Here is a 22,595-nt window from a genome sequence, read left to right as displayed (position 1 = left end):
CACAAGGAGTCCAGACCGCATCCAGAGCCGCGCGGGTGCATCCCGTGGTCAGCTTTGCGATTCTGACAGACGGGGATGCAGAGGAGACTGATGGTGGTGAGCACCCCGCACGACGACTCGAAGAAGTCGCTGACGCAGCGGCTTCCGACAGCCGAGTTGACAGTCGACCAGCACGGGACGATCACCCGGTGGAGCGGGGCTGCCCGGTGCTTGGTTGGTTTCACGGCCTCGGAAATGCGCGGCGAACCGGTCACCCGTCTTTTGTCCCCCCAAGTCGATGCATCGGGCGAGGGCATGGACACCACCGCTCCGGTTCTGGTGCACGGCAAGGACGGTCGCACCGAGGCCTGTCATGTGCGTATCCGGCCTGCCGATGACGTTGCCGGCGGCTGGGCCGTGACTCTGACGCCCGTGGCTGCGGGCGAACACGGTGACAGTGTGGGGTCTGCGGTGCTCGAGACTCTGTTCACGCAGGCACCGTCCAGCTTGTGTGTGTACGACAGTGACCTGCGGCTTCGCCAGTTCAATCCGGCGGCGCAAGGCATGCAGGGAGTTTTCGGCCCTCGCTCTCTCGGTCTGATGCCGCACGAGGTGTGGCCGGATTCGAACTCGAAGGAGTTCGAAGTGCGTATGCGGCAGGTCCTGAAGTCCGGGATTCCGGTGCTGGGTTTCGACAAGCGGGGCCGTCCTCCGGACGATCCCGAGCATGAGCATGTCTTTGCGAACTCGATCTTCAGGCTGGAGGATGCCCAGGGGCGCGTGCTGGGTTTGGCCACCACAGCGGTGGAGATCACCGAACAACGCATTGCGGAAGAACGCATTGCGCTGCTCGCAGACGCCAGCGCTGTGGTCGGCACGTCCCTGAGTGTGGTCGAGACCGGCCAGCAGCTCGCGGATGTCACAGTGCCCCGCTTCGCCGACGCTACAACGGTCGACGTCTGTGCACCGGTTCTTGTAGGAGAGGAACCCAATTCGGGCAACTCCGACTTGCGACGCGTGGGCTTGCGGTACGGCGGTGGTGACAGCCGGCAGCGACGCCGTCCCAGGTTTCCCTACCCGATCGCCATGAAAGAGCACGTCGACGCCCCCTACCGGTCCGAGGTCCGGATCCCCGCAGACGACGGGGAACCGCTGTACCGGAGTACCAGCGGCAGCCGGCCCGTCCCCTGCCTCGTAGCCCCGATGAAGGCCCGCGGTAGCGTCGTGGGGGCCGTGACGTTCTACCGTCTTCGGCCGGGCAGCTCCTTTTCCGACTTCGACAGCCTCACGGCCCGCGATCTGGCCTCCAGGGCGGCTCTGAGCATCGACAACGCGCGCCGCTATGTACGCGAGCACAACGTAGCGCAGGCTCTGCAGCACCAGATGCTTCGCCGCCGCACCACCGAGCAGAGCGCCGTCACGACAAGTCACTACTTCACTCCCGCCTCCGCAGGTGCTCACTGGTTCGACGTCATTCCGGTGTCCGGAGCCCGCGTCGCCTTTGTGCTGGGAGAAACGACTGAGGCCGGCCTGTCTGGGGCCGCCTTCATCGGCCGGCTGGGGGCAGCGGTGCACACGCTGGCGAGCCTGGACCTGGCTGCGGATGAGGTGCTGGCCCGCCTGGACACCTTGGTCATGCAGATGGCCGGCCCCGAGGACGATGCCCCCCGGCACGGGAACGCCTCCCCTGCTGCGGAGATCCGCTGCCTGTACGGCGTCTACGATCCCGTGTCCGGCCGTCTGTCCGTGGCCGTCGCCGGGCACGTCCCTCCTGCTGTCGCGGAGCCCGGGGAGAGGTTCAGAACGCTTCCTATGCTGGTCGGCAAGCCACTCGGTACTGATGAGCGGCACTTCGTAGGCGCTGATTTCGATCTGTCCGACGGCAGTGTGATTGCCTTCCACACGCCGACCTTCAGGCCCAGCACTCCCACGGCCCGCGACGACCAGACGCCGGAACGGCTTACAGGTGTCATGGCCTCGGCTATCGGGACACCGCTGGACGAACTGCGCAACACCATCCTGGCTTCCTCCCCCGACGTTGGGCACACGCCCAGCGGCAAGATCCTCCTGCTGGCCCGCACCCGCCGCTTGGACGACGACCATGTGCACACGTGGGATTTGCCCAGCGACCCGGCGATCGTGGCCACTGCTCGCAGCCTGGTGCAACGCCAATTGGCCGCCTGGGGGTTGGAGGAGGCAGGGTTTGTCACCGAACTGGTGGTGAGTGAGTTGGTCACCAACGCCATCCGTTACGCCGAAGGCCCCATACACCTGCGCGTCATACGCGATCACCAGGTGCTGATCTGTGAAGTGTCCGACGCGAGCACGACGGCTCCCCACCTGCGCTACGCCCGCACCGGCGACGAAGGAGGGCGAGGATTGTTCCTCATCGCGCAGCTCACCCAGCGATGGGGCACACGATTCAGCGACAGCGGCAAAACCATCTGGACCGAACAGGACACGCAGCCACCGGCATGACCCCCCCCTCCCCCGCCCTGATGGGAAGCTGTGACCGGCCTCCTTGGTCCACAGGGCGGGGGCGCCGGCTCAAGCCACCCGATACCGGGCCGCGGCCCGGGCCCTGGCTGCAGCCTCCTGGTGTGCACGGTCCCGGGACCACTCGAAGAGCGGCAGGAGCGCAGTCAGGGCTGGATCCCGCTGGGCGAGCGTGAACTCAGGGACGATGAAGCTGGCATCCAGGCGCAGCGTGTGAGCGAGGACCGCAGTGAGGTAGTTCTGCACAAAATCGTGTCCCTCCTCAGCCGTGCAGGGCGCGTAGGACAGGTACCGGCTGGTGGCCACGGTGGTCGGTGTAGGCGAGTGCGGAGCCTTCTGCGGCCGTGCGGCCGGGGAGGATTACGTTGTCCAACCATGCCTTGAGGGTGGAGGGGATCGTGTAGGTGTGCATCGGCGCGCCGATGCAGGATCACGTCGGCCTGTTCCAATTCCTCGATGAGCCGTTGGCGAGTGGCGAAGGCTGCGGCCTGTTCGGCGGTATGGGTGCGCGGGTCGGCAAGGCCGGCGGCGTAAGCGTCGGCGGTGGTGTGTGCGACGAGATCGGCGGCCAGATCCCAGTAGATCACCGTGGAGTCAGGAGGGTGGGCCGCCCAAATGCGGCGGAACGTCTCCATCACCGCGCGTGAGACGGACGTGTCGTGGGCGGACACGGACGAGTCGATGTGCAGCAGTGCGGCCATGGAAGGGGAGAGTCTCGGAGCGCGTAAGCAAAGGCGCCGAGAGCGCCCGTGTTCGAGGCCGCCGTGGTGTCGCCCAGCCGTCGGCAGCGGCCGGGCGAGCACGGGCCGCACAGCCCAGTGAGGAGGGGAGCGGCACGGTATGCGGCGGGAGGAATCAGGCGGCGGTGACGCGCCGGGCGGTCTCCTTGCCCTTGAGGACGGCGTCGTCCAGCGCGCGTGCCCAGGACTTCTCGGCCAGCGGGATGAGTTCGGCCATGTCCGGGTTGGAGTGCGCAGCCGTGAGCTCCGGGACGATGAAGTCCAGTTCGAGGCCCATGTACTCGTTGAGGATGGACCGCAAGTAGTTCTGCACGTACTCAGAGGCTTCCCTGGGCGTGCCCGGCGCATACGACCCGCCGCGGCTGGCGATTACGGTCACCGGCAGCCCCTTGACGCTGGAGGTGTCTCCGGTGGTGCGTCCGACCATGAGGACGTGATCGATCCACGCCTTGAGGGTCGAGGGAATCGTGAAGTTGTACATCGGTGCGCCCAGGAGCACTGCGTCGGCCCGCTCAAGTTCCTCGATCAGCTGTACACGGCGGGCCATCGCCATGGCCTGCTCCGCAGTACGCGCCTCGGCACCCACGAACGCTGCGGAGAAAGCATGCTGGTCCAGGTGCGGCAAGGGCTCCGCGGCAAGGTCGCGATAGACGACCTCACCGTCGGGGTGCTGCTCCCGCCACGCGTCGCAGAACCTCATCGCCACGGTGCGGGACTTCGAGGTGGTGCCGGGGTTCAGGGAGGAGTCGATGTGCAGCAGAGTTGCCATGGTGAATGTGCTTCCAGGTCTGTACGGACGATCGGATCGGGCGGCTCGCGAGGAGCCTGCGTCCACACTGACCCCGCCCTCCCCCACCCACCAAAGCACCCGTTAGCCGCTTACTTCTCGTAAGGACCTAACAGGACCGTTGTGGGCAGGGAAGGCCGTGCTTACGGTTCTTCGAGGCCGGCACGGTCCGTGGGGCGCAACCGCCCGACGCCTCCCCTCGCGCATAGTCACTCACCCGTGCGCCCGGTCTCCTCACATTTCGATCAACAGGGACCCAGGCCGACAGGCGGACCGATTCCTCCTGTTGGATCGCGGGCCGGATCTGGAGATGGTCATGAACACGCTTGCCGACAAGGTGGCGGTCGTCACCGGCGCCGCCCAGGGGCTCGGTGCCGCCTTCGCGAAGAACCTGGCAGCCGAGGGGGCAGCGGTCGTCGTGAACTACTACCCCGGCGACAAGGAAAGGGCGGCCGCAGTGGTGGCCGCCATCGAAGATGCGGGGGGAAGGGCGATTGCCCTGCCCGCGGACGTCACCAAGGAGTCCGACCTGCGGACGCTGTTCGACGAGACGGTGGGCGCCTTCGGCGCGGTGGACATCCTGGTCAACAACGCCGGCGTCTACGCCTTCGGTCCTCTTGAGGAGACGACCGAGGAGGACTTCCGCCGCCAGTTCGACACCAATGTCCTCGGCGTGCTCCTCGCCTCCAAGGAGGCCGTCAAGCACTTCGGACGCGACGGAGGGAGCATCGTCAACATCAGTACCGCGGCGGCTCAGCTCATCCAGCCCAATCTGAGCGTCTACACGGCGACCAAGAGCGCCGTGGAAGCGGTCACCCGTGTACTGGCGAAAGAACTCGGCCCGAAGAACATCCGGGTGAACGCCGTCGCCCCCGGTGTCACGGAAACCGAGGGCAGCCACTCACAGGGTCTCGTCGGCAGCGCGTACATCAACTCCCTGGTCGCGGACACCCCGTTGGGCAGGCTGGGCCAGCCCGAGGACGTCGCCCTCGCGGTCACCTTCCTCGCGTCCCCCCAGGCCCGCTGGGTGACCGGCGAGGTCATCGTGGCCTCCGGCGGCCTTCGCCCCTGACCGGCCCGATGAGAGGTCCGGCGAGGCTCTCACCGGACCGCGGTACGCCGGTGACACATCACTGTCCTACGGTGTGACGCCCCCAGCCCATCAACTGAGGTACTGCCCTGGACGTCGTTTACGCGGCTGGCGTGGATCTGCCCATGACCTCCCCTTCCCCGGGCATTGGTCGGTCCCTCTCGTCCGGATCGCCCACGCGGCGGTCGTGGCAGGTGCGGTATGAGCGAGGACGGCTGCCCGGCCAGGTCGGCGCTGCCCGACGGGACCGAGGTGCACGGGGTCTTCGGCCCTGGACGCGGGTGGCTTGGTGAGAGCTGCGTGGCTTGGTCAGCCGACGTGGCTGGGTGGCCTTGGGTGAGGAGCGTGTTCCGCGCCAGGGTGAAGACGAGGAAGCCAATTTCGGCGGGGGCAAGGCGGGCTGCTCTGACGACACGAGACTCCATGCGACCAGGAGTTTTGCCTCCCCCTTGCCTGCCACCAGTCTTCGGAGGAAGCTGAGCGCAGCCTCGACGCGGTCATTCCGTTAGGACCTGTTAGAGCGCGGTTCGTGAGCTGATGTCCGTTCATGGCGGCTCGCCCACCAGCGGCCGGTGGCGGCCGACCTCCCCACGCGTAGTGCAGTGGGCCGACTCGGGAACTGCGAGCAGGGGTGTGGCGTCCGACCTGTCGTGAAGGAAGAGATCAAGGGTCTTGCTGGTTTCCTCGTCGCCGGTCTGGGTGCCGCAGCGGCGCTGCTGGCCTGGGCACCGCTGGCGAGGGTCAATGTGGAGGGTGGATTCGAGGGGAGACACCAGGACCTCAGCGTGCTCTACGTGGACCTGCCCCTCATCGCCGCGGGGGGCGCCCTGGTGCCGCTCGCCTTCTGGATGCTCACCTTGCGCCGGTTCCATCGCCCGTGGCTCGCCGCCCTGGCCGCCGTCACCGCGGTCGGCCTGGACATCTGGGCTCTGACGAGTTGGTGGGCTCCCTATCAGGCACCTGAATTCGGCTACTGAGACGGCGATTCAGACCGTGTCCTACGTGGTGAGGCGTCGTTGACCTCGGCATGGGGCGGGGTACATGGAGTTGGATTGTTCCGGACGGGCTGTGGGAAATAGCGAAGCCGCTGATCCCGCCGTCGAAGGTGCGGCCGCAGGGCGGTGGAACACAGGACATCCCTGATGAGACGCTGTTCGCCGCGATCATCACGTGCTGGTATCCGGCTGCGCCTGGCGAGCTCTGCCGCCGTGCTTCGGCGTCTCGAAGTCGACCGCCCATCGGCGGTTCCTGATCTGGTCGAGAGCCGGTGTCTGGGGGCGGCTGCACGAGGCCGTGCTGCATCGGCTCGATGACGCCGGCCTCCTCGACGTCACCCGCGTCGTGCTCGACACCGCCCACGTTCGGGCGAAAAAAGGGGCGAACACACAGGTCCGAGCCCCGTGGACCGGGGCAAGCCGGGTTCCAAGATGCACGTCCTGTCGGACGCGAACGGCCTGCCCCTCCTCGTCGGCGTCTCCGCGGGTAACACCCACGACAGCGAAGGACTGAAGCCGATGGTGGACGGTCACCAAACGAGACATGACCCCCACAACGGCCGGTACTTCAAGCCGCAACGCCTGCACGCCGACAAAGCCTACGACCGGGCCGACCTGCGCAGATGGCTCCGCGGCAAGCGGATCGGCGTGCGCATCGCCCGCAAGGGCATCGAGTCCAGCGAACGATTAGGGCGCCGCCGCTGGGTCATCGAACGGACGATGTCCTGGCTGTCCGGCTACCGCCGACTCAGCCCTCGCTACGAACGCGATCCCCGCAACTACCTGGCCTTTCTCGGCCTCGCCGCCGCCCTGTACTGCTACAAGCGATTCATCCGCCTCACCACGTAGGACACGGTCTAAGCTGCGGATTTCTCGGAAATGGGACACGAAACAGCTGCCTCCGGGAAGGCCGGGGCGTACAGGCGTCCTCGCCCCTCGTAGGCGCCCCGACGAGCGGGGTGTGCCGACTGTTGGGGCGGTCAGCGGGGCTTGCCGAGTTCTGCGGCCGGCCGCAGGTTCTCCTCGAGTCCTTCGGCCATGGCCGCGCCGGCCAACGCCCGTCCCAGTCGAGGTGCCTGTTTGAACAGGTTGTGCCCGGCGGTGAAAAAGATCCTGTCGGCTTCCCAGACCGCCATGCCGTCCTCGCTCCACGGCAGGCTTGTCACCCAGCAGTGCAGGTACTCGACGGGCTCGGGGTCGAGGCCGGGCAATGCGCGGGAGACGTACGCGCGGGCGCGGTCGTTGAGCGCCACCAGTTCTCCGGGGTCCGCAAAGCTGCCGTCCTCCCGCACCTCGACCGTTTGGCTGAGGCCCACCGCATACCGGGCGTTGCCGGGGTAGGGGGCTGCGTAGACGCCGACCTCGCCGAAGTCGCCGCTGCTGTCCTGCAGGCAGGCGACCCGTTTCGGGGGCGCTCCCCTGACCTGGAAGGTGAGGCGGACGTGGGCTGCCGGCCGTACGGGCAGCGAAAGCCCCACGTTGCGCGCCAGCCCCGCCGTGCCCGGGCCCGCGCACACCACGGCCGCTGCGTACTCTTCGCGGCCGGCGGCGCTGAGCACCTCCACCGTGCCGCGGCCCGTAGGATGCAGCGAGATGACCTCGTCGGTGACCACAGAGTCACCCAGCGCGTCGGCCAGGCTCTCGACCGCGGCCCGGGTGCGGATGGCACCGCCGCCCTCATCGAGCATCGCGGGACCGCGGTACTCGGCGAGCAGCGGCATGCGGGCGTGAAGCTCGGCGCTGTCCACGGTCTGGACCGGAATGCCGCCGGCATCCTGGAGAATGCGCAGTCTGTCAGGAACGGGAGCGCCCAGGGCGACCACTCCGTCCTGGGAGATCATTTCGGCGCCCAACCGGTCGGCCCACTCGTCCCATACGGCGCGGCCCTGCCGGGTGAATTCGACCAGGCGGGCGTCGTCGTGCGCGTGACGGAAGATGCGGGACTGACCACTGGACTGTCCGTGGCCTGGAACGCCGCTTTCGTAGACCCGCGCCGTCGTTCCGCGTTCGGCCAATGCGTAGGCGGTGCAGAGCCCGACGATCCCGGCTCCTACCACGGCCACCTCGGGAGCCCGGTCCATTCGATCGCCTCACTTCGCGTCCCGGAGCCGTCCCCCCGCGGAGCAGAGACGGGGTTCATCTGTCGCCGCCGCGAACGGGTGGGTGACTGGACACGGCGGGCGGCATTGTCAGGCTCTACGTGACGCGACGGCGGAACCGTGTCTCCTTCAGCCTCACATCGATCTGCGATATGTCAACCGGCCACCTCGGACGACGACCGTGATCGACCGGCGGAGAGCCGCGGGCTCGGACGTCCGGTCAAGGCACGGGAGGAGGTTCCTGAGGAGTACATCGGACCGGTTCGACCTCGGTGGCCCGGCCCGGTCCAGGGCGGGCGTGACGTGCCGAGCCCACGCTGCCCGGGGCGCCCGCCCCACCCGTCCGGCATCCGCGGCCCGCGCCACCGACGCGCCACTACGGGCCGTCGCGTGCCGGCAGTGAGGCGCTGTCCCGCACCGTGGCAGCCGACCCGCGGGGCAAGAGCGTCACCGTCAACCTGCTGCTGCCCGGAGGCGTGACGGTCACCGGGATGCTGCCCCCAGGACGTCGCCCGCGAGGGTCACGGGTTCCTGAGCCCTGAGGTGATGGGCCCGCCCATCGTCCGGCTGGCCTCCGACGACGCAGCCGACGTGCATGACGAGCGCATCGTCGCCGCCGAGTTCGGACAATGGCTGCGGGACCGGGAGAGCCGGCGGTGAGGGCGTGAGCGCGCGTCTGGGCCTGGCCACGGCGTGTCCGAAGCCGTGATCAAGGGGTGAATTTCCTCCTACGGCCGGTGTTTCGACCGGTTGCTCAGGCTTCCGTGAACCTTTCCGCCCGGAATGCCGACTGTCTGTGTGACGGACGGTGCAGAGCTGGGAGGTGTGGTGGGCAACGACGGGTTGCTGGTGGTGCGCTGCCAGCTTGGGGAGCGGGAGGCGTTCCGCGAGCTGGTGGCCATGTGGCACCCGCCGCTGTGGCGCTATGTCCGGGGCATGGTCGGCTCTCCGCACCTCGCGGACGATCTTGCTCAGGAGGCGTGGGTCGCGGTGGTGCGCGGCCTGCCGCGGCTGCGGCAGCCGGAGCGGTTCGCCCCCTGGCTGTTCACCATCGCCCGGCGCACGGTCACTGACCATCTGCGGCAGACGTACAAGGCTGCGGAGACGGCCATGGAAGAGGCCACGACTGTCGTCGCCGACGACGAGCTCAGCGGCGTGCTCACCACGATGCAGATCGAGGCGGGTCTTGCTGCTCTGCCGCTCTTGGAGCGCGAGGTACTGATCCTCTTCCACCTGGAGGACCTGCCACTGGCTTCCTGCGCGGAGGTGCTCGGCGTACCGGCCGGCACGGTCAAGAGCAGGCTGTATCGCGCTCGGCGCATGCTGCGCGGCCACCTTGCCGAGAAGGGATACGAGGCATGAGCGAGCAGAACCGCGCAGTGCAGCGGGCGGTGCCCGAGCAACTGGAGCGCGCGCTGGCCGCGGAGGTGTCGCTGCGGTCCCGGCTGCGCCATGTGGCAGTGGGTCTGGCCGGGGGATGCGGCGCGGCCGTGATCGCGGTGCTGTGGGCCACCGAGCCGGATGCTCTGCCGAAGCGTACCCAGGCCGCCTTCGCCGGACTGATCGCCATCGGCCTGGCCTGGGCCGTTCTTGCCGGCTGGGTGCTGAGCAGGCGTCGGCCGCTGTTCGCCCGGGACCGGGTGCTGTCCGCCCGGATCGCACTGGCGGCGACCGTGGTGACCGCCGTGGCCGGGGTGGCGCTGGCCGCAGTCCGCGGCAGCACCGTCGACCTGGTGGCCACCGCCGCGGGCGGGGCGGTCTTCGCCGCCGCCGCGATGCTCGCCCTGGTACGGGCGCGGCGCCGCCGACGCGAACTCCTGCGGCTGCGGGACGCCTTGCGTCAAGGCGCCCCCTGAGCAGCCGGATTCGCCCAAGCAGAGATCACCCAGATCATCAGGGAGACAGACATGGACAACAAGACTCCTCCGATCGGCCCGCCGGCCCTCGCGCTCCGCCTCCGCGGTGCGAGCACGCGCACCGTCCTGGTCGTCGCGGCCCTGGCCTGTACCGCCCTGCTGATCGGCGTCGGCCTGCTCCTGGTCTGAGCCTGCGACCCGGAGCCGAGGGCCCACCGCTGAGGCCTCGGTGGCACACGCCCAAGAATGCAGTGACACAGGTCAGCTGGCAGAGGTCGGGGATGTCGATCAGGGTGCGTCCGCGGCTCGTGGCGTAGGCGAGGAAGACACCGGTCCGGGAGTTCTCCGTGCGGCCCGCGGTGCGGGAATACTGGCGCTGCACTCCTGCCGAGCGGGTGCCGGAGCGATCAGACCCCGTACATACAGGCCGGCGCCGACTCCCGCGGCTCGGACCGGCTGAACCGGTGCACGAACCGCCCGTGCACCACATCCAGCTCACCTGCCCACGACCTGACATCAGCAAGGTCCCCACCCGTGATCACACCCATGACGAGCCTGGCCAGCAGTCACGGTAGGCACCGTTGCAGTACTGGCGGCCGTGCCCGATCTCGCGGATGAACGTCCGCTGCGGCGGCAGGGTCACATGGCACCCTTCCCGACCATGTCCGTCCCCGTGCCCACCTCGGACGAGGCCTTCGGGGAGACGAAGCGGAGGCGGGTCGTGCACAGGGAAACGACGACGGCGGAGGCGGCCACGACGGCCATGCCCCAGGCCAGGTCGGCGGCTTCGGCGACGAACCCGATCACCGCCGGGCCGACGAGCAGGCCGGTGGTGCCCGTGGCGGCGACGACGGAGAGGGCCTGCGGCCCTTCGGCCGCGGCGGCGACATAGAGGCACGGCGCCACGGCGGCCACGCCAAGTCCCACACACGCGAACCCGATCAGCGCGGGAACGACGCCTCCCGCCAGCAGTGCGAGCGCCAGTCCGACGCCGGCCACCGCGCTGCCCACGCGGACGACCCGGGCGTCACCCCAGCGGCTGCGCCAGCCGTCGCCGAAGAGGCGCGCGACGACCATCACGATCGAGATGACGGCGATGCCCAGTGGCGCGACCTGGGGCGACGCGTGAGCGATGTCCTTCAAGTAGAGCGCGGACCAGTCGTTCATGGAGCCCTCGACGACCTCCGCGAACACCATGACGCAGCCGAGCCAGAGCACCGCCTGGGTCGGTCGGGCGAACCCGCGACGGCGCTTGCCCTTCTCCTGCCCGGCGACCGGCGGGGACACGGCGGCGGGGGCGTCGTCGGTGAGCAGACGCGGGCGCGCACACGCGAGGAGGAGCAGGAGGATCACCGAAGCGGCGGCGAAGTGGGGGGCGATGTCAGAGGTCAATGCCGTCACCCCGGACGACAACAGAGCGGCGAGGAACGACCCCGCGCTGAACGTGGCGTGCAGTTGCGTCATCGCCGTACGTTCGTGGACCGCCTCCAGAGCGGCGCCCTGCGCGTTCATCGCCACGTTCAGACAGCCGACCGCCGCCCCGTCCACACAGAGAATCACCAGCGCCGTCGGGTAGTTGGGGGCCACGGACAGCACGAGGAGGATCGCCACCAGGCTGAGCCCGGACAGCAGGGCGACGCGGCGTGCCCCGAGGCGCTGCATCAGGAACGTGATGAGCGGAAAGGAAGCAGCCGCGCCCGCCCCGGTGACCACGAGCAGCAGGCCCACCTCGCCGGCGCTCAGATCGAGGCGCTCCTTGAGGGCGGGGATCCGGGAGGCCCAGGTGGCGTACTGGAACCCGAGGAAGCAGAACAGCGCCGCGATGGCCAACTGCGTCCGTCTGAAGTCGTCTAGGACACGGGGCACGGGAACCGGGCCACCTCCTTGGAAGGGCGGCTCCCTCTGCCGGGTACCGCGGTGGACATGTACACGGCGTTCTCGCCGTAGCTCTCGGGGAGTCGGACCCGCGGGTGGGCCTGATAGCCGTGTGCGGCCCAGAAGGCGGCCATACCGTCCACGGCGACGAGCGATATGTGCTCGAACCTGGGCCGGGCGGCGGCCGTCAAGCGGTCCAGCAGACCACGGCCCCACCCTCTGCCCCGATGCCCGTGGGCGACGACCAGGTCGTGCAGATGGAGATTGCGCGCGTCGTGGGCCGGCTCGTCGGCCCGGGCCAGCGGTGGGTACTTAAATCTCGGGTAGGGAAGCGCGAGCAGGTACCCCGCGACGTCTCCGTCGAGGTCCACCACGAAGCAGGTGTCCGGTGAGGCGCGTCCCTTCGCTTCCAGTGCCGCCCGGCCCTCGGTCAGTGAACTCCCCGCGTAGGCCGCTGCCTCCACGAGGGCTATGCCCGGCCAGTCGCCGGCCCGCACGGGACGGATGCGTTCGTCGTGGCCGGTCCTTTCCCGGCTCATGCCGCCGCACCCGCGTGGTCGGGCCCGTCGCGTGTCACCGTGTGCGACAGCGGTCCGAAGCCGTTGAAGCCCTGGGTCATGTAGCCGGTGGCGTAGGCACCGGCGGACAGGATCCAGACCGGGTCGCCGGACGCCAGCTCCCTGGGCACGCGTCGGTGCGCGGTCCGGTACGCGTCGTCGCTGTCGCAGGTGGGCCCGGCGACGACGGCGGCGACGTACTCGCCGTCGGAGTGTCCCGGGAAGACGAGTCTGTGGCAGAGCTCGTCCATCTCGTAAAGGCCGTTGAACTTTCCGCAGCTCAGGTACAGCCAGTGCACCGGCTCGCCGTCGGCCTGCCGTCGTTCGGTGAGCCGGTAGACGTGCGCGCGGATCGCGCCGTGATCGGCGACCAGGTGGCGGCCGGGCTCCATGACGATGTCGAGGGGGGCCGCGTTGAGATGCCGCATGTCCTCGATGCCCTCGCGGAGAACGGCGAACATCTTGTCCAGCGGCGGCTCCAGGGGGTGGCCGTGCCGGTCCAGGTATCCCAGCGCGGGCAGACCGCCGCCGAGGTTGACGTGGTCCAGCACGATCCCCTGCTCACGCAGCGCCACCATGGTGTCCGCCAGTCGGTCGACGGCCTGGCGCCACGCGTCGTAGGTCATCTGCTGGGAGCCGACGTGCACCGACAGCCCGGCCGGGGTCAGTCCGGCGGCGCGGGCCACGGTCAGCACGCGGACCGCGTCGTCCTGCGAGCAGCCGAACTTGCGGCTGAGTCCCCACAGGGCGCCTTCCCCGCTGGTGGTGAGGCGGCAGTACACGCGGGCGCCGGGGGCGTGAGCGCCGATGGCCACCACGTCCTGAACGCTGTCCGTGGCGAACGTCCGTACGCCGAGCCGGTGGGCTTCGGCGATGCTCGCGTCGGACTTCACGGTGTTGCCGTAGTGGATGCGGTCCGCGGGCACGCCCAGCCGCAGCGCCTGCTCGATCTCGCCGGGGCTCGCCGCGTCGAATCCGGCGCCTCGGTCAGCGAGGCAGGCCAGCACCTCGTCGACCGGGCATGCCTTCATGGCGAACCGAACGGTGACCGGCAGTTCGCGCACCAGACGGTCGTACTGCTCCTCGATCCCGGTGAGATCGAAGACGATCCGATCCGATGGCGCGGTGGCCAGGGCGGAAGCCAGTCGCGGACCCAGGTCTCCGCTCACGTGTCCGCACTCCCGAGGCCGCTCTCCCGGGCGGTGCCCACGAGCACGGGCCAGACGTCGATCAGGAGCGCGAAGTCCTCGGTGTCCCGCTGCGCCGCGTCCAGCAACTCTTCCCGCCGTGCGTCCATCAGGTCCGTGAACTCGGCGTAGCGACCGCCCAGTTTGCGGTACGCCGTGCTGACCCGGTCCAGTCGCCAGACGTTCTCCGTCCGGTCCAGGGCGGCGCTCTCGCGCAGAAAGCCGGAGACGACGTCTCCGCGGACCTGCTCCCGTTCGTCCAGCAGCGCGGTGTCGGCGGCCGCGCCCATCCGGCCGTAGACATCGTTGAGGTAGAGCATCGACAACAGGAACTTCACGAACCGCATCTGGTAGGCGCGGAAGCCGGCGTCGGTGCGTCGGAAGGGCGTGTAGTAGTTCTGGATGTGGCGGTTGTGCAGGACGCCGGGCAGTGCGGCGTCGTGGACGAGGTGGATGAGGAAGTAGTCGCTGCCTATGGTGTCGGTCGCCGGTGGCAGCGGCACCCGCTCGTACACCTCGTGGTCGAAGGCGATGTTGCTCATGTCGACCCTCATGGGGTCGACGAGCGTCAGGATGGAATGGTCCGCGGTGAAGGGGGTGGTTCCGGCGCCCTTGAAGGACTCCTCGACAAGCTGTTCCTTCTGCTCGTCCGACCAGTGGGTGGGTGCCCACAGACTGACGATGTCGTGGTAGACGCCCGCGTCGCGCTGTTCGATCTCGGCGATGTCCACGGACGGTTCACCGATGAAGGAGGCCCCGACCATGGAGACCCTGCGGTGGCCATGGCGCGCGGCGAGGACGGTCTCCGTCACGGCCGCCGATGCCTTGGACGCGGTCTTCCCGAGTGAGGCCAGCTCGTGATGGATGGGGAAGACCTTCTCGCCGTCCAGCACTTGGTAGCTGCAGTCCGAATCCCTGCGGTGCACCGACCGGCAGCCGAGTGCGCCGGCGATGAGGAAGGCGCGGTTGGTGCAGGCACCGTAGGAGAGGTCGGCCGGCAGCATGAGGTCGAGCAGCCGGTCGGGGGCGGCGAGCCGGGAGCGTCGGATCGTGCGCCGCAGGAACTGTCGTTGGCGTGCCTCGTCGAGGTGGTGGACGGTCACGCCGGGAGTGGCCGGCAGGTCGGCCACGACGCGGGTGTGTTCCGTCCTTGTGGCCTGATCGCAGGAGTCGAGGATGACGAGGTGCACCTCCGTACCGAAGGTGCGAGCCGCGTACGCGCCCTCCTCGGCGATGCTGGTGATGGCCTCCGCGCACGCCCTGTTGGTCGGCAGGGCCAGGCAGATCCGGTCGGTGCTGGTCTTGTGGTTCACTCGGTGCTCTCTCGTTCGCTCCAGGAGTCGAGCCCCAGGAGTTTCCTGCCGAGGTCGTTGAGCGTCGCGGCTCCGTAGCGGAGCGATTCGTGCCGGTCGGCGTCCCCGAGCAGCGTCGCGTTCCAGTCGGGCGTGCTGAGCGTCCGCCAGGAATCGACGCGGGAGCGGCGCAGTGCCTCGTGCTCCTCCAGCGCCGGCATCATCGACAGGTACTGCACGGCGCGCACGCCGTGCTCGGAGACGTTGGGCGCGACGCCGTGTGCCAGCAGTCCGTTGAAGATCAGCAGGTCACCTGCCTGCAGGTCGGGCCTTACCACGGGGAAGTCGGCACGGTCGACCGCGGGCCTGATCGGGTCCCGGTCGGCGGGCTGCGCGATCCGCCACTCGTCGAACTGGCGGAACAGTTCCGGTGCGCACTGGAATCCGCCGAGCTCGGGCTGGGTGTCGTTGAGGGCCAGGATGCCCTGCACGCGCTGCGGCAGCACCCCGAGGGTGGTGTCCACGTCCCAGTGCAGCTCGATGTCGAATCCCTCGTCGGTCGGCGCGATGAGGGAGCGTGAACGGCTGCCCCGGTTGGGCGGGTTGAGGTTCAGCCGGTCGAGCGTGACCCACAGCTCCTCGCAGTCCCACACGTCGGCGAAGGCGTCGTGGACCCGCTGTGTCTGCCGGTTGTCCCACATCAGCTGATGGTGGTAGGCCTCGACGAAGCCGTAGACGTGCAGGTCGCGGTCGAGGTCCGAGCGGAACTCGCGTTCGCGGTACCAGGTCTCGGGCCGGTCGGGGTCGAGCCCCGCGAACTCCCAGGCGAACTCGTACAGGCTCTTCGCCGCGCCCGGCGAGACGGCGTTGCGCACCACGACATAGCCGTACGTCTGCCAGAAGGCGAAATCCTGTTCCGACAGGACGCGCAGCGACCGTGGCTTCTCGATCTCTATGTCTCTCAGCTGGGTCTGGGCGAGGTACGTCTCGCCGTCGGCGCTGAAATACGGGCGCCGTGTCGGGGCGCGGTACAAGTAGGGGTCGGGCGTCGGCATGCGATCACTCCAAGGCGCGATTCCTCAGTGACCCAGGGGAACTCAAGGCCGTCACTGATCGAACTGAGGTTCCTGCCAAAGTGGACTGGACCAATTCGCGGCGTCAATCGCGGCCCGGTGAAGTTGCCGAGAGTTGCCTGCCAGTTGCCTGTTACCCGCCGGACCGGCCCCGGTGATCGCGGGCTGGGGAGTTCGACTGGTTCGCCGGCGGTGCACCTCGGGGACGCAGGCCACATCCAGTCGACCCGGGCGGCCGGGTGAGGCGAGGGTGCCGGTCCGCAGCGCGCTGAACTGGACCCTTCTCGGCCCGGGGACAGTCCGGACCATCACCCTGCCCCACCCGGCCGGTCGCGGGGCCGCTCCCGGCTCGCCCACACACTCCCTGGATGGACTAGACCAACGGCGAGTTCGCGGGCTATAACGAAGCACCTGCGAGTGCGCCCGGAAGGCGGGTCATGACCACCGACGTGAGCGTCGTCCGAGACGGCACCGGAATGCCCGGTGCCGTCGCACGGGTGCCGAAGTACCACCGAGTGAAGCAACAGGTCGTCGAGATCACCGAGTCGCTGACGCCGGGTGAACGCCTGCCCGCGGAGCGACTGCTCGCGCTCCGGCTCGACACCTCGCGCACCACGGTCCTGCAGGCCCTGCAACAGCTCGTGGGCGAAGGCAGGTCGGACCGGATCCAGGGAAAGGGCACGTTCATTGCACGGCCGAAGCTCCACCGCACGGCTGCACCTCACCTCCTGCACCGAGGCCCTGCTCGCTCAGGGACTGCAGCCTGCCTCACGCATCATCGACACGCGTCACATCAACGCCGACGAGGAGTTGTCGAGACGGCTCACCATCGGCATCGGTGAGGAGGTCGTGCTCATCGGGCGACTTCGGCTGACCGATGACGAGCCCATGGCCATCGAGTCGACCCACCCGCGCGGCGCTTCCCCGGTCCGCTCGAAGCGCCGGCCAGGTACAGCTCTTTGTACACGGCACTCGCCGAGGTGTACGGAGTTCGCCTCTCGGATGCCGAGGAGGGCGTCGAGACCACGCTCGCGAACCCGTGCGAGGCCGAGCTGCTCTCGACGGTCGCCTGTCTGCCCATGACGCAGCTGTCCCGGCGCTCCCACGACACGGACGGCAGACCGGTGGAGTGGATCGGCTCGGTCCACCACGGCTCGCGCCACAAGTTCGCGGCGACCCTCCCCACCGCGGATCGGCCCTCCGGCTGAACCCTCGTCCACCCCGGCCGCCCCGCTCTCGATGCTCTGGGCGGCCCTCACGCCCACGCTGCCGACCGCCGATCGCGCCACCGGTTCCCGGCGGCCTTCATTCCCTTGCGGTCCACCCTCACCGTACGCAAAGAGCTGGTCCCTCCAGGCCGGTCGCCCGGCCCGATTCCCGCGGACCAGTCCCGCCCCCGCCAAACCTGGGAAAGTCGTGACACGACAGGGTGTTCTTACCAACCGAAACGAAACCTTCCCGACGTCGCCCGGAGCCGGCCGACCACCGGTCGCCGAGACATGTGGAGGCGGGGACCGGCTTCGGGTTCCGGACCGCTCGCCGTCCGCGCCCCCGCCAGGGGAAGTTTCCCGTCCGATGCCCCTGACATCGTTATCGTCAACGCTCGCGGAAACACTGACCACTGCACGCGAGGCCGCCTGTCTGACCCAGGAAGATCTCGCGGAACGCTCCGGGGTGAGCGTGAGAGCCATCCGCAACCTCGAAACCGGCCATACCGCCCGCCCCCGCAAGCAGTCGCTCCTGCTGATCGCCAAGGCCCTCGGACTGCCGTCGGGCGAGATCGGCCGGCTGATGCGCCGGCCGGGCGCCGGACATCACCCCGCACCGCCCGGCCTCGCACCCGCCGAGCTGCCGGCGGCTCCTCACCACAGGCTGGTCGGGCGGTCCACGCACCTGCGGTCCCTGCAAGCGCACCTCTCGGCCGCGCAGGACGGCTCCACAGGCCGGCCCGCGGTCGTCGTCGGACCGCCCGGTGCGGGGAAGACCGCGCTGGTTCTCAAGGCGGCACACGGTGTGCGTGACCGGTTCCCCGACGGTCAGGTCTTCGTGGATCTCCATCCGAACATGTCCACCGCGCCGTTGACGCCGGACGAGATCGTCCCCCGGGTCCTGCGCTCGCTCGGCGCCGGCCCGGTGGCGGTCCACCCGGAGGAGGCGGCCGCCCGGCTACGGGACGCGCTGAGCAGGCGGTGTGTCCTCGTCGTCCTGGACAACGTCGACAGCGAGGCGCAGGTACGGCCCCTGCTGATGGACGGATCCTGCAACGCCGTGCTGGTGGCTGCCCGCCGTGAACTCTCGGCCCTCACAGGGCAGTTCCGTCAGCACATCGACGTTCTCGATGACGGGGAGGCCCTTCGGATGCTGGAGGACCTGCTCGGCGCGGCGCGCACGGCCGCGGAGCGGCCGGCCGCGTCCAGGGTCCTGCGCCTCTGCGGGGGTCTGCCGCTGGCGCTGCACATCGCCGGGCTGTGGTTGTCGGGGCGCCCCCACCGGTCGCTGCGTGATCTCGCCGACCGGTTGACGAACGAGCAGGACCGGCTCCGCTTCCTGCGCGTCGGCGACCTGTCGCTGGAGGCCAGTGTGGCGGCCTGCTACAGCTCCCTGCCCTCTTCGGTCAGGGCCGCACTGCTGCGGCTCAGGAGGATGAGCGGCGACTTCGGTGTGGACGACATGCTGCCCGAGGTGACCGCGTCACCGGGAATGGCCGCGGATCTCCTCGATGAACTGATCGACCGCCAACTGGCGCACGCGGTCGGAACGGTCACGGACGGCCGGCGGCTGTACCGGCTCCACGACCCCGTGCGTCAGTACGTGACGTACGGCCCGGTCGGGTCCTGGCACCCGGAGCGCATCACGGGCCAGGTCTGGCTCCCCCGGCAGGCTGCCCACAGCGGTTGAGCAAAACCTGACGAATCCGTGGCGGCCGGTCGGTCCAGGCCTCACGCCGACTGGATAGATCGTTTGGTCGTCCGCCGCTGTCCCCACTGGTATCGGCACATCACCCTGGCCAGGGACTGCTGCATGATCGGGTGACAGCGGGGTTGACGCAGCAAAGGCTGCGGGTGGGGTCACGATGGTCTCGCACTCAACGGGGGGGCAATCGGGCCCGGCGTTTCTGCCTCCGGCGTCGGTGGTAGGTGCGCTCGATCCAGGTGATGATCGCGATCCGCAGCTCCTGGCGGGTGGCCCAGGTACGGCGGTCGAGGACGTTCTTCTGCAGCAGCCCGAAGAAGCTCTCCATGGCCGCGTTGTCGCCGGCCGCACCGACCCGGCCCGTGGAGCCGACCAGGTCATGACGTGCGAGCACGGACACGAACTTCAGCACGGGCACCCCGGGCACGACCGGCGGCACCGGCTCCTCGACCACGGGCGGCACGTCGACGGACCTCGACAGCGGCAGCCTCGCCTCGACCGGCACCGGTGGCATCGGCCTCCTCCTCGCCGCGGCCGCGGCCCTGGCCGCGGTGAGCTTCGCGACGTTCCGCCCCGCCTTGCGCCTGAAGCCCCGCTCGCGCGACAGCGCATGACGTGGCGTCACCGCGACTGACACCAGACGTCACCGCGACTGACGCCACGCGTCACCGCGACTGCCCGTACCCGATCACCGGGTGCGGGCAATCGCCGTTTCGCGCGCCGGAGAAACAGGTGATGAGAGAGGTGCGCGTTTTACGGAACCTTTGCCCGGGGGCGGGCGTTGGGCCAGTGAGCGCGCGGGAGCGGGTTCGCGAGATGACTTCCGACGATTACCGAGGTGACTCAATGGCAGTCTGGGACAAGCTCAAGGACCAGGCCAAGGCTCTCCAGCAGAATCAGGGCGGGCGTGGCGCCACCAGTGCGCAGAGCGGGGGGACGAGGTCCGGCGGTGGCAGCAAGGCCCAGCTGATCGGTGTGCTGAAGACGCAGCTCGGCTCCTTGAAGACCGAGTTGAAGAGCGGTGCCTACCGGGACGCGAGCATGGCGGTGTGCGCGCTGGTCGCGGCGGCCGACGGGCAGGTGGATCCGGCCGAGCGGCAGCAGGTCGAGTCGATGATCCTCAGCAACGACGTGCTCCAGAACTTCCCGCCGGAGCAGCTGCGGCAGCGTTTCAACAAGCACGTCGACCAGCTCACGATGAACTTCCAGCACGGCAAGGCCGAGGCCATGCAGGAGATCGCCAAGGCCGCCAAGAAGCCCACCGAGGCCCGCGCCGTGATCCAGACCGGCATGGTCATCGCCGGTGCCGACGGCCACTTCTCCCAGGCAGAGGCGACGGCCCTGCGTGAGGCCTGCGCGACGCTGGGGCTGTCGCCGGCCGAATTCCAGCTCTGAGTCCCGGCTCCGATTCGACCCCGCGCAGGCAACGGCGGCTCCAGGGCATCCGTGCGGTGCCCCACCGCGCTGTACTCAGCTGGGGGGAGAGTCCGCACACCACCACACGGGGCCGCCTGCGGCATAGTCGCGCACGTGTCTACCCTCATCACGGCGTACGCCGGCGTTGGAGCCGTTCTCGCATGCGCCGTCGTATGCCGTCATCGCCCTGGGCGGTCGGCACCGGAGGCGCCGGCCTACTTGGCTGGGCTCGGAGCTGGGCACCGTAGTGGCCGGATTGCCTGTGGATCTGGTCCGGTTGACGATCTGTCGGCCAGACGATGAGCAAGTATTCCTCGACGGGTTCGTCAACAGCTCCATCGGGGACGGTGTCGCGGCCTCGCGCATGCACCCGGACCCGGTAGGTCCCTGGCCCCTGCGGTGTAAGTACAGGCAGGTCCGGGGTATCGCTCATGACGCTTGCGACACGTAGGGCACCATTGGTCGTCTCTACGCTGCGGTCGACGATCTCGTCCCATGCGTCGGTGTCCACCCGCTCGGGTGGATACCGACGCACCTCAACACTGACAGTGACCCAGCCTGCGCTGATGCCAGTACAGATCACAACCTGGCCGGGCAGAGAAAAGACCAGCCCGTTCGACGTGTCGAACCCGGTCGGGACGCGCTTGTCGGAGTCGGCCAGTTCGAACGTGTGGTAGTCCACGCGGACGAGACTGGAGGCCGTTGTGGGCGCTGGCTCCGTCATGCGCCCACGTTAGAGGCTGTTACTGGACGATCCACACGTGAAACTTGTCATCCTTCAGGACGCGGTTCTCGTTGTAGAAAATGCGTAGATCGTCACGCGCGGCGGCGGTGTTTTCATCACCGGGGATCGTGCATGCGCTCCAGCCGGGGCCGGTGCGGCGGGTGAGGGAATTGATCTGGCACCAGCTGAACGTTCGTCCGAGCTGAGGGTTGCTGGTGGCGCCCTCATTGGTCGAGGCGAAACCGACCGCATCGCCGCCGACGAGCCGTACTACTCGATGAAGCACCGCAAGCACGGCATGAACGTGCAGGTCATCACCCGCCCCGACGGCACACCGCTCTGGTTCTCCCGCGCGACACCCGGCCGCACCCATGACCTGACCGCAGCCCGCGCCCACGGCATCGTCCAAGCCTGTCTCACCCGGCAGATCCTCGTCCTCGCCGACCGCGCCTACCAGGGCGCCGGCGCCACCTTCCGCACCCCCTACTACCACCACCGCGAACAGCCGCCCCACTACGAGCAGTTCAACCGCGACCACGCCAGACTCCGGGCACCTGGCGAACGCGCCTTCGCTCAGCTCAAGTCCTGGCGCGTCATGCGCAGAGCACGCTGCTCGACCCGACGCATCAGCCGCACCGTCCGAGCCATCCACACCCTGCTGACCTGGAACTATTCAAGATGAAAGAGGCTCACTCATGAGACTAGGGGGCCTGCGACGCCCCGGCGTGGGCGAGGGCGCTGGGGGTCAGGCAGCCGACGATCGCCGGGGCTTCCCGGACGAGCGTGTCGTCGGTGAGCGCTTCCACCATGAACAGCGCGAAGTCCACCCGCCGCGTCAGGTTGCCGGCAAGTACCGGGTCGCCCACGTGCCGGCTCCACACGGGCAGGCCCTGGCTCTCGCCCTCCTCCAGGGAGCTGCCGCGCACCACGGTCCACCGGGTGTCGCTGGCGAACACCCGTCGGCACGCCTCGACCTGGTCGTCGATCTCGACAGCGCGGACGAGCTTGCCCAGCACGGCGGCGATCCGGACGCCCAAGGTGAACAGCCGTGAGTACCTGTCCTTGCCGTCGCGCGTGATATGCCAGCCGCAGGAGAAGACCAGGCGCGCTCCCGGCCGTGCGTGGTCGAGCACCGCCTGCGCGGTGCCCGACGCGTACTGCCGGACCCCCCACGGCACCAGCACCGTCAGCACGCCGTCGCATCCGGCGACCGCCCGCCGGATCACCTCCGGGTCGTTGGTGGCTCCGGGGACGACGGTCATCCGGCCCTCGAACGCGGCCAGCTTCGGCACGCTGCGCTCCCGGCACACCCCCACCACCTCGTAGCCGCGCTCCAGCGCGTGCCCGACCATGTACTGCCCGAGCTTCCCCGAGGCCCCGATGATGCAGACCTTCTTCACGCGATCCGTGCCCATGGTGCGGCCCCTTTCAACGGGATGCCTACCTTATGTTGTAAGGCAAGCTAGCCTTATGCTGTAAGACAGTCAAGGGAAGCACCGAGGGACGCCAGAAGGAG

Annotated in this window: 18 protein-coding genes and 6 pseudogenes; 11 read left to right on the top strand and 13 right to left on the bottom strand. The window is 68.9% G+C overall.

What is annotated here, in order from left to right; genetic code table 11:
* Positions 1–90: 90 nt before the first annotated feature.
* A complete protein-coding gene (locus tag MTR79_RS16490) occupies positions 91–2,457 on the top strand; it encodes a PAS domain-containing protein (protein ID WP_244790927.1) in 2,367 nt (788 codons plus the stop codon).
* Between the two features lie 69 nt (positions 2,458–2,526).
* Here the strand turns inward: MTR79_RS16490 and MTR79_RS16485 are convergent.
* Together MTR79_RS16485 and MTR79_RS16480 are read right to left on the bottom strand one after the other, a co-directional pair.
* Positions 2,527–3,176 (bottom strand): annotated as a pseudogene (locus tag MTR79_RS16485) (NAD(P)H-dependent oxidoreductase).
* 154 nt (positions 3,177–3,330) lie between these two features.
* The gene (locus MTR79_RS16480; protein ID WP_163037203.1) at positions 3,331–3,984 is read right to left on the bottom strand and encodes an NAD(P)H-dependent oxidoreductase; all 654 of its coding nucleotides are present in this window, start codon (positions 3,982–3,984) and stop codon (positions 3,331–3,333) included.
* Between the two features lie 334 nt (positions 3,985–4,318).
* Here MTR79_RS16480 and MTR79_RS16475 point away from each other — a divergent pair, with 334 nt between their 5' ends.
* The 3 genes and pseudogenes from MTR79_RS16475 (at position 4,319) to MTR79_RS16465 (ending at position 6,936) form a co-directional block, all read left to right on the top strand.
* Positions 4,319–5,074, top strand: a complete 756-nt coding sequence (locus MTR79_RS16475) for a glucose 1-dehydrogenase (protein WP_244790925.1) — start codon at positions 4,319–4,321, stop codon at positions 5,072–5,074.
* A 668-nt stretch (positions 5,075–5,742) separates the two neighbouring features.
* A complete protein-coding gene (locus MTR79_RS16470; RefSeq protein ID WP_244790923.1) occupies positions 5,743–6,069 on the top strand; it encodes a hypothetical protein in 327 nt (108 codons plus the stop codon).
* A 50-nt stretch (positions 6,070–6,119) separates the two neighbouring features.
* Positions 6,120–6,936 (top strand): annotated as a pseudogene (locus MTR79_RS16465) (IS5 family transposase).
* A 131-nt stretch (positions 6,937–7,067) separates the two neighbouring features.
* Here the strand turns inward: MTR79_RS16465 and MTR79_RS16460 are convergent.
* A complete protein-coding gene (locus tag MTR79_RS16460; RefSeq protein WP_189365369.1) occupies positions 7,068–8,168 on the bottom strand; it encodes an FAD-dependent oxidoreductase in 1,101 nt (366 codons plus the stop codon).
* An 816-nt stretch (positions 8,169–8,984) separates the two neighbouring features.
* On the opposite strand from MTR79_RS16460, the gene MTR79_RS16455 reads away from it, so the two are divergent.
* From MTR79_RS16455 to MTR79_RS16445, 3 genes are read left to right on the top strand one after another with little or no spacing between them, the layout of a single operon-like run.
* A complete protein-coding gene (locus MTR79_RS16455; RefSeq protein WP_244790921.1) occupies positions 8,985–9,548 on the top strand; it encodes a sigma-70 family RNA polymerase sigma factor in 564 nt (187 codons plus the stop codon).
* On the top strand, positions 9,545–10,042 hold the full coding sequence (locus tag MTR79_RS16450) for a transmembrane transport protein (RefSeq protein WP_244790919.1): 498 nt from the start codon (positions 9,545–9,547) through the stop codon (positions 10,040–10,042). The genes MTR79_RS16455 and MTR79_RS16450 overlap by 4 nt, the downstream gene beginning before the upstream one ends.
* 51 nt (positions 10,043–10,093) lie before the next feature.
* Positions 10,094–10,231, top strand: a complete 138-nt coding sequence (locus tag MTR79_RS16445) for a hypothetical protein (RefSeq protein ID WP_163037188.1) — start codon at positions 10,094–10,096, stop codon at positions 10,229–10,231.
* A 94-nt stretch (positions 10,232–10,325) separates the two neighbouring features.
* Here MTR79_RS16445 and MTR79_RS16440 read toward each other — a convergent pair.
* The 6 genes and pseudogenes from MTR79_RS16440 to MTR79_RS16415 form a co-directional block, all read right to left on the bottom strand.
* Positions 10,326–10,590 (bottom strand): annotated as a pseudogene (locus MTR79_RS16440) (transposase); the annotation flags it as partial.
* A 91-nt stretch (positions 10,591–10,681) separates the two neighbouring features.
* Positions 10,682–11,908 carry an MFS transporter gene (locus MTR79_RS16435; RefSeq protein WP_244790917.1) on the bottom strand — a complete coding sequence of 409 codons (1,227 nt, stop codon included), beginning with the start codon at positions 11,906–11,908 and terminating at the stop codon, positions 10,682–10,684.
* Positions 11,893–12,456: a GNAT family N-acetyltransferase gene (locus tag MTR79_RS16430; protein WP_244790915.1), complete on the bottom strand. Its 564-nt coding sequence runs from the start codon at positions 12,454–12,456 to the stop codon at positions 11,893–11,895. Before MTR79_RS16430 ends, MTR79_RS16435 begins: the two co-directional genes overlap by 16 nt.
* Positions 12,453–13,643 carry a type III PLP-dependent enzyme gene (locus MTR79_RS16425; RefSeq protein WP_244790913.1) on the bottom strand — a complete coding sequence of 397 codons (1,191 nt, stop codon included), beginning with the start codon at positions 13,641–13,643 and terminating at the stop codon, positions 12,453–12,455. The genes MTR79_RS16430 and MTR79_RS16425 overlap by 4 nt, the downstream gene beginning before the upstream one ends.
* Positions 13,640–14,974, bottom strand: coding sequence for a DUF6271 family protein (locus tag MTR79_RS16420; protein WP_244790911.1), 1,335 nt, complete (start codon positions 14,972–14,974; stop codon positions 13,640–13,642). The genes MTR79_RS16425 and MTR79_RS16420 overlap by 4 nt, the downstream gene beginning before the upstream one ends.
* Complete coding sequence (locus MTR79_RS16415; protein WP_189365375.1) at positions 14,971–16,008, bottom strand: phytanoyl-CoA dioxygenase family protein; 1,038 nt, start codon at positions 16,006–16,008, stop codon at positions 14,971–14,973. Before MTR79_RS16415 ends, MTR79_RS16420 begins: the two co-directional genes overlap by 4 nt.
* 455 nt (positions 16,009–16,463) lie before the next feature.
* On the opposite strand from MTR79_RS16415, the pseudogene MTR79_RS16410 reads away from it, so the two are divergent.
* Together MTR79_RS16410 and MTR79_RS16405 are read left to right on the top strand one after the other, a co-directional pair.
* Positions 16,464–17,234, top strand: a pseudogene (locus MTR79_RS16410) (GntR family transcriptional regulator).
* 367 nt (positions 17,235–17,601) lie between these two features.
* Entirely contained in the window at positions 17,602–18,924 is a 1,323-nt protein-coding gene (locus MTR79_RS16405; RefSeq protein ID WP_244790909.1) for a helix-turn-helix domain-containing protein, read from the top strand.
* Positions 18,925–19,104: 180 nt separating this feature from the next.
* Here the strand turns inward: MTR79_RS16405 and MTR79_RS16400 are convergent.
* A pseudogene (locus MTR79_RS16400) lies at positions 19,105–19,324 on the bottom strand (IS3 family transposase); the annotation flags it as partial.
* 461 nt (positions 19,325–19,785) lie between these two features.
* Between MTR79_RS16400 and MTR79_RS16395 the strand changes: the two are divergent.
* The gene (locus tag MTR79_RS16395; RefSeq protein WP_244790907.1) at positions 19,786–20,334 is read left to right on the top strand and encodes a TerB family tellurite resistance protein; all 549 of its coding nucleotides are present in this window, start codon (positions 19,786–19,788) and stop codon (positions 20,332–20,334) included.
* A 148-nt stretch (positions 20,335–20,482) separates the two neighbouring features.
* On the opposite strand, the gene MTR79_RS16390 is transcribed toward MTR79_RS16395, so the two are convergent.
* The gene (locus tag MTR79_RS16390) at positions 20,483–21,037 is read right to left on the bottom strand and encodes a hypothetical protein (protein ID WP_189463190.1); all 555 of its coding nucleotides are present in this window, start codon (positions 21,035–21,037) and stop codon (positions 20,483–20,485) included.
* A 61-nt stretch (positions 21,038–21,098) separates the two neighbouring features.
* Complete coding sequence (locus MTR79_RS16385) at positions 21,099–21,374, bottom strand: hypothetical protein (protein WP_244790905.1); 276 nt, start codon at positions 21,372–21,374, stop codon at positions 21,099–21,101.
* On the opposite strand from MTR79_RS16385, the pseudogene MTR79_RS16380 reads away from it, so the two are divergent.
* Positions 21,327–21,761 (top strand): annotated as a pseudogene (locus tag MTR79_RS16380) (transposase family protein); the annotation flags it as partial. The gene MTR79_RS16385 and the pseudogene MTR79_RS16380 overlap by 48 nt on opposite strands.
* A gap of 19 nt (positions 21,762–21,780) precedes the next feature.
* Here MTR79_RS16380 and MTR79_RS16375 read toward each other — a convergent pair.
* On the bottom strand, positions 21,781–22,494 hold the full coding sequence (locus MTR79_RS16375) for an NAD(P)H-binding protein (protein WP_122216678.1): 714 nt from the start codon (positions 22,492–22,494) through the stop codon (positions 21,781–21,783).
* Between the last annotated feature and the right edge of the window lie 101 nt (positions 22,495–22,595).

The sequence above is a fragment of the Streptomyces sp. BJ20 genome, assembly GCF_022869105.1.
Taxonomy (GTDB): Bacteria; Actinomycetota; Actinomycetes; order Streptomycetales; family Streptomycetaceae; genus Streptomyces; species Streptomyces griseoincarnatus.
The sequence above is the reverse complement of the archived record's forward strand: the minus strand, read 5'-3'. Positions and strand labels throughout refer to the sequence as shown.